This window comes from Pseudanabaena sp. SR411, from assembly GCF_002251945.1.
Lineage (GTDB): Bacteria > Cyanobacteriota > Cyanobacteriia > Pseudanabaenales > Pseudanabaenaceae > Pseudanabaena.
In genome coordinates, this window is record NZ_NDHW01000146.1 from 1 (window position 1) to 6674 (window position 6674).

Sequence of the window (6674 nt, forward strand, 5' to 3'; positions counted from 1 at the left end):
CCAACAAATCACGATTCAACCGCAGGTAGAGGTAACGACTTTACCGACCACGACTGTCTATACCGATGAATCTGATGCCTACAATCGCATACCTGATTCTGGGCGTGAGCGTCAAACTGTTTGTCACTCTATGCGTGAGTATGCTCGCGATGATGATGGCGATGGCTTTTACGAGGTGCATTGCAATACTATGGAAGGGATTTGGGTTGGCTTACGCAATTTCCTGCGTCCCTTTCGAGGTATTCACAAAAAGTATTTGTATCTCTATGTAGCCATGTTTGAGTGGTCATACAATCTACGTTGGATTGATTTTGACTTCCTGCGTCGTCTTCTTTTTCCTCCTTCCACCTATTTCCCTACATGAGCGGAAAGTTTATGGGATGCCGTTAGTCAAGCTTTCTGCTATCTGTCCTAACTATCCCTTTTTTGCTATATTTATTTGTTATTCCTACACTTTCGTAGATTGGTATAAAAAGAATGAGGCAGTGTAAAGCACTGCCTCATTCTTTCTTTGGGGTTTTAATAACTGGGTTTCGCAAATAGATATCCTTGTCCATACTTACAATTTAATGACTCTAAATGATCTCGCTGGGCTGCAGTCTCAACACCAACAGCAATTACATCTATATTCAGAGCTTGCGCAAACTTGTTAATAGAGATTAATAGTTGATTGTTAGTGGTTAAATCTTGAATTACAGTCTGATGAATTTTCAGTCGATCAAATTGGGAATATAGCAGCGGCATCGCTTGCGAATAGTTCACAAAATCAAGATCGATACCAAACTTATCTAACTGTAGTTTTATACCTAAAGCCTTCAGCTTAGACAAAATCACAGTTGCCATTTGCGGATTATTCCGAATCGTACTTTCAGGAATTTCCAGTGCTAAACTGGAAGGACTAATTGCATATTTATAAATGATCGTCGTAATCTGCGTTAATAAATCGGGATGAAAAAACTGTTGAACCGATAAATTCAGACTAATCTCAATTGGTTTATTCGGAAATTGCTGTTCCCAAATATTAATATGATGACAGATTTCATCAATCGTCCACCAGCCCAGTGCAACAATCAAACCTGACTCTTCTAAATCTTCAATAAAATCACAGGAGGCAATTAATCCTTGTTCTGGATGTTGCCATCGCAAAAATGACTCAAATCCAATAGTTTTTTTTGTTTTTAGATCGACAATAGGCTGATAGTAGAAGATAAATTGCTGATCCTCTAGGGCAGTCTGTAAATCATTTGCTGAAAATCGAGGTTGATAGACTGGATAATAATCAATACCGTCATTACTGGACTGATCATACTGATCATATAGATGTTCCAACCTTGAAACCTGCGCTAATTTATTCATATCAATCTTCAGGTTTTGATTGATTGTTGTAAGGGCGCAATCGCGCAGTTTGTCACTCATTAGATTGCTAATCGTTTCATCCTCCGAATTAAGCACAAGACTTGGTACATAGCCTAAAACAAGCGTCTTTAATAGGCTACAGATAGCCCAAGAGTCGTTATATTCTGCCGCCTCAGCAAGTTTAGCAATTGTAGAGTCTAAATGCTGAGGCAAGCGATCGCTGGCATTCCATACAACTCGAATCTTCTCATGCTCAGTACGTTCATACTTCTCTCCAGGAATAAACAACTCCTCAAATAACTTTTCTCCTGGACGTAAACCTGTGTAAACAATATCAATATCTTTGCCGACTTCATAACCCGAAAGATAGATCAAATCCTTAGCCAAGTCCAAAATTTTCACAGGCTCACCCATATCCAGCATACAAACTTCGCCACCGCGTCCCAGCACCGAAGTTTGCAAAACCAACTGCACAGCTTCAGGAATTGTCATAAAGTAGCGAATAATATCAGGGTGCGTAATCGTCACTGGTCCACCTGCCGCGATCTGTCGCTTAAATGTGGGAACCACACTGCCACGACTACCCAAAACATTACCAAACCGTACAATGGTAAACGATTTTTTATATTTTTTGGCAACCTGCAAAACCACCATCTCAGCCACTCGCTTAGTTGCACCCATAATATTTGTGGGATTAACTGCCTTATCCGTGGAAATCATCACAAAATTCTCGACATTATAAGCGTTAGCAAGTTCAACGAGATTTTTAGTGCCAAATATATTAGTGGTAATCGCTTCAGGTGGATTTAGTTCCATTAAAGGAACATGTTTATGGGCTGCAGCATGAAAAACAATGTCAGGGCGGAAATTTTCAAATATATATTTAAGACGAGAATAGGAGCGAATGTCGCAAATATAAGTGTGCAGTTTTGGAACTGGAATATCAAGTCCCATTGACTGAATGGCTTTTTCTAGTTCCTGATGAATCAAGAAAATGGAGTTTTCACCCTTACCTAGCAACATGATTTCACTAGGCTGGAAATTAAAAACTTGACGACAGATCTCACTGCCAATCGATCCACCTGCCCCTGTGACTAAGATTTTTTTACCCCGCACAAGTTCTGATACTTTCTGTAGATCTGTTTCAATCGGCTGACGACGCAATAAATCCTCAATCTCAACATTCCGTAAGTTATTAACTTTAATTCCGCGATCGCCACTCAAAATTTCCGTTAAACTCGGCAAAGTAATTACAGGGACATCCTTCTGACTACAAATTTCAACAATGGCGCGGATATTCTCTCCCGCAGCGGATGGCATCGCAATAATTACCTTGTCAATTCGCATTGACTGAATCACATGACCAATTTTGAAGCGGTTACCTACAACATTGATACCTAGGATCTTTTGATAGAGCTTACTAGGATTGTCATCAATAAAGGCGATCGGCTGAAGTCCATGTTCTGAGCTGACTTGCATTTGTCGCACGAGGGAAGTTCCCGCATTACCTGCACCAACGATCAAAACCCTCGTATTACTTTGAGGCATAGTCACTTTGCCTTTTGCGTTTCTAATCTTGCGATGCTGAAGCAGTTCGCGCATTCCGTAGCGAAATCCTGAAACTGCGACTAAACTAAGCAACGCATCAATCAAAAATAGCGATCGCGGCAAATTGCTGATTACAGGAAAATTCGATCCTGATAGGTTATATAGACAACCTAAAGCAAGAGCTTCAATTACTGTAGCGAGAAAAATCGCAGAAGCAATATCGATAAAGTCTCTTGCCCCAGCATACTGCCAAAATCGGCTGTATATACCAAAGCTAATCAATGTAGCCAGTTTAATGATTGCAAAAAACAATGTAGCAAAACAAAGTAACCATTGATAATCAGGAATACTACTTATATTGCCATCTAATCTGACAATTAAAGCCAAAGTAGTTATGATTAAAAACATTAAAGTATCAACTATAAAATAATAGCGATTCCTTAATTTAGAACCATCTAAAAAATTTTTTTTCATCTTATTATTAAGTTTAAATATAAATTGACTAATTTTTATTTTTCCATATATTAAGAATGATAGTTTTTTGAAATGGCTATAAATCATTACCAGAGAGAATTTAAAAAATATTTAAAAACGTACATACAATATACAAGTATTATTATGAATAAACAATGCTAATTTTACAATTCGATATTTGTCAATTAACTACAAACTAAAACTCAACAATTACTCTGGCATAAATTTGAATATTAGAAATTATCCTAATCTACCCATTAATAATCGTCAGTGATCCATAAATTATGCGCCTGTGATATAAATCACTTCGTTATCTATGTGATAAATTAAGATAAAAATATGGACAAAAGCTAAAATCAAGCATCGCTTTTAAAATTAGGCTCTGCCTATTTATAAAACATTTTCACAAACAAAAAGTTTTATAAATAAACTTTAAATATAATTAAGCAAATTTTATAGTAACTTGTCGATAATATTAATAAGCTAGCTAGGCACGCCCTTCCTATGAATTCACCAGAGGAAACTACGGATTTACAGAAATACATCTTGATTTTAAAAAGGCGGATTATCCCTGCTAGTACAGTCTTTGTAGTTACAACTTCCTTAATTACACTATTTTCATTTATCCAAAAGCCAATCTACCAACTTGAAGGTAAGTTACTGGTCAAAAGAGAAAGTGCGACCTCTTCACTTACGGGCTTGGGCAAAGAATTAAGTGAACTTACTCCCCTGTCTGATACAGCTTTCCCTCTCGATACCCAAACAGAAATTCTCAAATCTGCACCCATTATAGATAGAGTCATAAAGGATTTAGAAATACCTCCCGATCCAATGCTCTATTTGCAATTTTTCGGGAACGACGTTCCTATTAATCCACCATCCTTCGGACAGTCTGATAAGAACAAACTGATATTGCGCCGTATTTTCTTAAAAAAGCTAAAGGTTGAAAAATCAAGAGGAACAGATGTTTTAGCCATTACATACAATGACACAGATCCCAAACGAGGTGTGATGGTTGTGAATACCATCATGAATTATTATTTAGAAGATAATTTGCGCGTCAATAGACTAGAAGCAGTTGCAGCAAGATTATTTATTGAAGATCAGTTACCCCAAGCAGAAAAAAAACTACGTAATACCGAAGCAGCGCTAAGAAGATTCAGAGAAGATAGCCAAGTTGTCAATTCTGAGCAAGAAGCAATATCGGCGGTTAATATTGATGCTGATGCCCAGAGACAAATTAATAAAGCTGAAGCTGATCTTGCAGATACAGAGGCTCAATTAAGTGATTTACAAGGTAAGCTCAATCTTTCCTCAGAGCAATCCATTTTATTAGCAAATATTAGCGACTCACAAGGCGTACAAAGAGCTTTACAAGACTTTCAACAGGTGGAAAGTAAGTTAGCTATTGAGAAAAATCGGTTTACAGATAGTAATCCTATAGTTGTTGCCTTAAGTAATGATGCTAACCGTCTCAAACAAATTTTACGCGATCGCATTCAGCAAGCAGCACCAACCAAAAATGATAATGTAGAAAGTATTTTGCAAGTTGGTTTGCTACAACAAAATCTAACGCAAGATTTAGTTCGATTAGAAGGTAAACGGACAGGGCTCATTCGTCAGTTAGAAAGCTTACGTCAAACTAGAGAGGTATATAGAACTAAAGCTAATATTTTCCCGAGATTATTACAAAAGCAGCAAGAACTCAATCAACAATTACAAGCGTATCAATCTACTTATACGCAGTTATTACAAAAACTACAAGAAATCAGAATTGCCGAAAATCAGGCGATCGGCAATGCTCGCATCATCTCTGAGGCTGATATTCCCGATCAACCATCGGCTCCGTGGAAGCTTGTCTATGCAATTGTCGGGGCATTAATTGGAGTTTTATTAGGAGTAATTACTTCATTTTTAATAGAGAATCGTGACAAAGCAATTTGGACAATTGAAGAGACTAGAAGAATATTTAACTGCAAACTATTATGTATAATCCCTCATCTTGATTTACCAAGATCTGAGCTAATTTTAAAGCATGAAGGTCAATCACCTTTATGGGAATCTTATAGGATGCTGAGAGCTAGTTTAAATTATTTGGGTTCGATTAAGGCAAACAAAATTATAGTTATTTCTAGTGCTGTTCCTAATGAAGGGAAGTCTACAGTTTCTGCCAATTTAGCGATCGCAATGGCTCATACCAAGCAAAAGGTATTATTAATTGATGCTGACCTCCATAACCCACGTCAGCATGAAATCTGGTCATCATCTAATGATATTGGCTTGAGCAACCTCCTAGACAGTAATACCAAGGTTTTATCAGCAATCAAGACAAACATCAATAGTCCTGATCTGTTAACATCGGGCTCATCAACAGCAAACCCATCTAGTCTTTTAGACTCTCCAAAACTTGGAGCAACTATCAATGAGTTATCTAATCATTATGACTTTATTATTATTGATACTCCACCGTTAAGTGTAGCTGCCGACGCGATAATTTTAGGTCAATTATCTGACAATATTTTATTAATAGCTAGACCAGGTATAGTTGATTCATTAAATGCAGTTTTTGTCAAAGAAATGATTGAGAAATCAGGTCAAAATATTATGGGGCTTGTTATTAATGGAGTACATCCTAATCAAGATCCCAAAAGTAAGCAGTACTTCAACAATACCTACTATAGCAACGCCTCTTTGAAAAACACCTCTAATCAATAGGGCTTAGCGGTGCAGAAAACTTTTTGAGATCTCATTTCAATACTTCGGACAGTTTTGAAAAGTGAGAACAAAAAAGCTATTCATCGGATAAGGTGTACTTCGGGGGCATCTCACTTAGGCACTAAGTATAAACACTTATAGATACAGGGATGAGATAATAGAACAAAAAGCGCATCCCAAAGCCAATGACACCCGAAGACCAACAAAAGTTAGAAGAATACTGCCAAGGAATTGCCGCAATATTATATCGAAATGCAGAGGCAAAAAATATTAAGCAGTTAAAGACCTTGGAAGGGATAGAACTAGCAGTGCGAGAGCAAATGATAGAAAATGTTAGCCCGAAAATCGGCGTTTTTTTGTCGAGGCAAGCAGTGGCACAAAAGCAGGAAAAGAGCGACATCTGAAGAGTTGTATTGGCAACCTGACAATCACCAGTAAGCAAGCAAAACGACTAAAAGTAAGAGCAAGAACTCAGCTTAGCCCGCACATGGAAAAATGCTGCTTGCTCACTAGTAGACAGTCAAAGGGTTATTGACGGATAGAGACGAAGCAATTTAATGCGAGCATCAGCAGTGGTAAAT

At 37.5% G+C, this 6674-nt stretch carries 4 protein-coding genes; 3 read left to right on the forward strand and 1 reads right to left on the reverse strand.

The window, feature by feature from the left end; genetic code table 11:
• Nucleotides 1-364 (forward strand): transposase (locus B9G53_RS15410; protein WP_141211795.1); only part of this gene is annotated, 364 nt, incomplete at its 5' end.
• A 155-nt stretch (nucleotides 365-519) separates the two neighbouring features.
• Here B9G53_RS15410 and B9G53_RS15415 read toward each other — a convergent pair.
• Nucleotides 520-3312: a polysaccharide biosynthesis protein gene (locus B9G53_RS15415; RefSeq protein WP_254923673.1), complete on the reverse strand. Its 2793-nt coding sequence runs from the start codon at nucleotides 3310-3312 to the stop codon at nucleotides 520-522.
• A gap of 570 nt (nucleotides 3313-3882) precedes the next feature.
• Here B9G53_RS15415 and B9G53_RS15420 point away from each other — a divergent pair.
• The gene (locus B9G53_RS15420; RefSeq protein WP_094533838.1) at nucleotides 3883-6093 is read left to right on the forward strand and encodes a polysaccharide biosynthesis tyrosine autokinase; all 2211 of its coding nucleotides are present in this window, start codon (nucleotides 3883-3885) and stop codon (nucleotides 6091-6093) included.
• Between the two features lie 185 nt (nucleotides 6094-6278).
• Nucleotides 6279-6497: a hypothetical protein gene (locus B9G53_RS15425; RefSeq protein WP_094533840.1), complete on the forward strand. Its 219-nt coding sequence runs from the start codon at nucleotides 6279-6281 to the stop codon at nucleotides 6495-6497.
• Nucleotides 6498-6674: the final 177 nt, after the last annotated feature.